At 58.2% G+C, this 2,301-nt stretch carries 3 protein-coding genes; 2 read left to right on the top strand and 1 reads right to left on the bottom strand.

All coding sequences use genetic code 11. The annotated features are described in order from the left end of the window. A partial coding sequence (locus M3436_20710) for an IS630 family transposase (protein ID MDQ3566388.1) occupies positions 1 to 788 on the top strand: 788 nt, incomplete at its 5' end. 172 nt (positions 789 to 960) lie between these two features. Beyond that, positions 961 to 2,046 (top strand): IS630 family transposase, encoded by a 1,086-nt coding sequence (locus M3436_20705; GenBank protein ID MDQ3566387.1) that lies wholly within the window; start codon positions 961 to 963, stop codon positions 2,044 to 2,046. A gap of 27 nt (positions 2,047 to 2,073) precedes the next feature. On the opposite strand, the gene M3436_20700 is transcribed toward M3436_20705, so the two are convergent. Next, positions 2,074 to 2,301: hypothetical protein (locus tag M3436_20700; protein MDQ3566386.1), on the bottom strand; the 228-nt coding region annotated here is incomplete at its 5' end.

Genomic DNA, 2,301 nt, shown 5'->3' with positions numbered 1-2,301 from the left:
GGCGCATCCTGGCGCTGTTGGACCAGCCGCCGCCTGAGGGTTATGCCCGCTGGACGGGGCCGCTGATCGCACAGCTGCTCGGCGATGTGCATGAGCAGCAGGTCTGGCGCTTTCTGCGTTCCCAGAAGATCGCTCTCGCCGGGCGCAAATCCTGGTGCGAGAGCAACGATCCCCAGTTTGCTGCCAAGGCCGCCGATGTGGTTGGTCTCTACATGGCGCCGCCAGAGAATGCGATCGTCATCTGCGTCGACGAGAAGCCCTCGATCCAGGCTCTGGAGCGGGCTCAGGGCTATCTCAAGCTCCCGAATGGTCGGGCGCTGAGCGGCCATAGCCATGACTACAAACGCAACGGCACTTCGACCCTGTTTGCCGCCTTCGAGGTGGCGACCGGCAAAGTAATGGCCGCGCACAGGAAGCGCCGGCGGCGCATAGAGTTCCTCGACTTCATGAATGATATCGTCGCCGTTTACCCCGGCACGGCCATCCATGTCGTCCTCGATAACCTTAACACTCACAAGCCAAAAAATGACCGCTGGCTCAAGCATCACCCGAATGTGCATTTCCACTTCACGCCGACGCGGGCCTCTTGGCTCAATCAGGTCGAGATTTGGTTCTCGATCCTCGAAGGCAAATCCTTGCGTGGCGCATCCTTCACGTCGGTCAAACAGCTCAGGGAGCACATCGATGCTTTCATCGAAGCCTACAACCAAAATCCCACCCCCTTCGTCTGGACCAAGGCCGAAGTCCATCAGCGCTGCTTCAAAGACCGCCGTATCAGTCAATTGTGATTCCGGGTACTAGCCCACAGATTCCATGAAACCTATCATTTGAGCGGGATTCTTTTGGGCGACGATGTTGTGTAGCCTCGTTTAATTGATTCGTTGAACGAGGCCTTACATCATGGCAGCACCGCGGCTTGTGGTCGAGTTGTCGATTGGAATAGAAGACGTGACACAGCTGATGGCGATTGCGCGATCGCGAACCGAACCGGCAAGCCGGGTCGAGCGGGCGCGCATTCTGTTGGCTTATCGGAATGACCCATCCTTCTTCGCGGTGGGACGTTTGCTTGGCGTGCATCATCAAACCGTGCAGCGCTGCGTCGAGCGGGCCGCCGGCTGCGGTGCTTTGGCGGCGTTGGACGACAGTCCACGGCCCGGCAAAAAGCCGGCCATCACCGCCGAAGCCAAGGAATGGCTGGTTGCTCTGGCCTGCCGGAAAGCCAAGGACCTTGGCTATCCACACGAGCTTTGGACAACCAGGCTCTTGGCCCGCCATGCGCGTGAGCATGGACCTTTGGCCAGCCACGCCTGCCTTACCGGTCTGGTCCAAGGGACCGTATGCAAAATTCTCGACGCGCATGCCGTGAAGCCGCATAAGATACGCTACTACCTGGAGCGCCGCGATCCGGAATTCGAAGAAAAAATGGCGCAAATCCTGTGCGTTTACAAAGAGGTCGAGATCCTGAAAGGCGCTGCGGCCAGCTCGAAGGAGGCAAGCGATGCGGTGGCCATCGTCTCTTATGATGAGAAGCCTGGCGTGCAGGCGATCGGCGCGACGGCGCCGGACTTGCCGCCGAAACCCGGCATCCATGCGACCTTCTCTCGCGATCACGAGTACAAGCGCCACGGCGCGCTGAGCCTCTTGGCCGGGATCGATCTCTTGACCGGCAAGGTCCATGCGCTGGTCGAGGAGCGGCATCGCTCGCGCGAGTTCATCGAATTCTTGAAGCTCCTCGACGCGGCCTATCCGGCTTCGACCGCGATCAAAATTATCCTCGACAATCATTCCGCCCATACGTCCAAGGAAACCAAAGCCTGGCTCGCGACACAGCCGGAGGGCCGCTTCGAATTTACCTTCACTCCAAAGCATGGCTCGTGGCTCAACCTCATCGAGGGCTTCTTCTCCAAGCTCGCCCGCTCCGTGCTGCGCCACATCCGCGTCGCCTCCAAACGAGAACTCGCGGAGCGCATCCTGGCCGCCATCGATGACATCAACCACCAACCTGTCGTCCACACATGGTCCTACAAACTTGACAACGCCGCTTGATAGGATTCGAATTTTGGAAACGCCGCACTAGCCCAATCGGGTGGCCCCATGAAGCGTAGGATGCGACTGCTCCACCGGCTTAGGTGCGTATGAGGACAGGAAGTGCCCATCAACAGTGGAGGATGGAAACGAGTAAGCATTAATACAAACTCCGAAGCCAAATTTGTTGTAGCTACAACCTACTGCAAGCAAGGTATTAGGCGTCCCAACGGCGATGAATGACGTCATATAAGCGGCAAAGATACAATTTATTGG

This window comes from Pseudomonadota bacterium (assembly GCA_030859565.1).
GTDB lineage: Bacteria > Pseudomonadota > Gammaproteobacteria > JACCXJ01 > JACCXJ01 > USCg-Taylor.
This window is presented reverse-complemented; position numbering and strand designations above follow the sequence as displayed.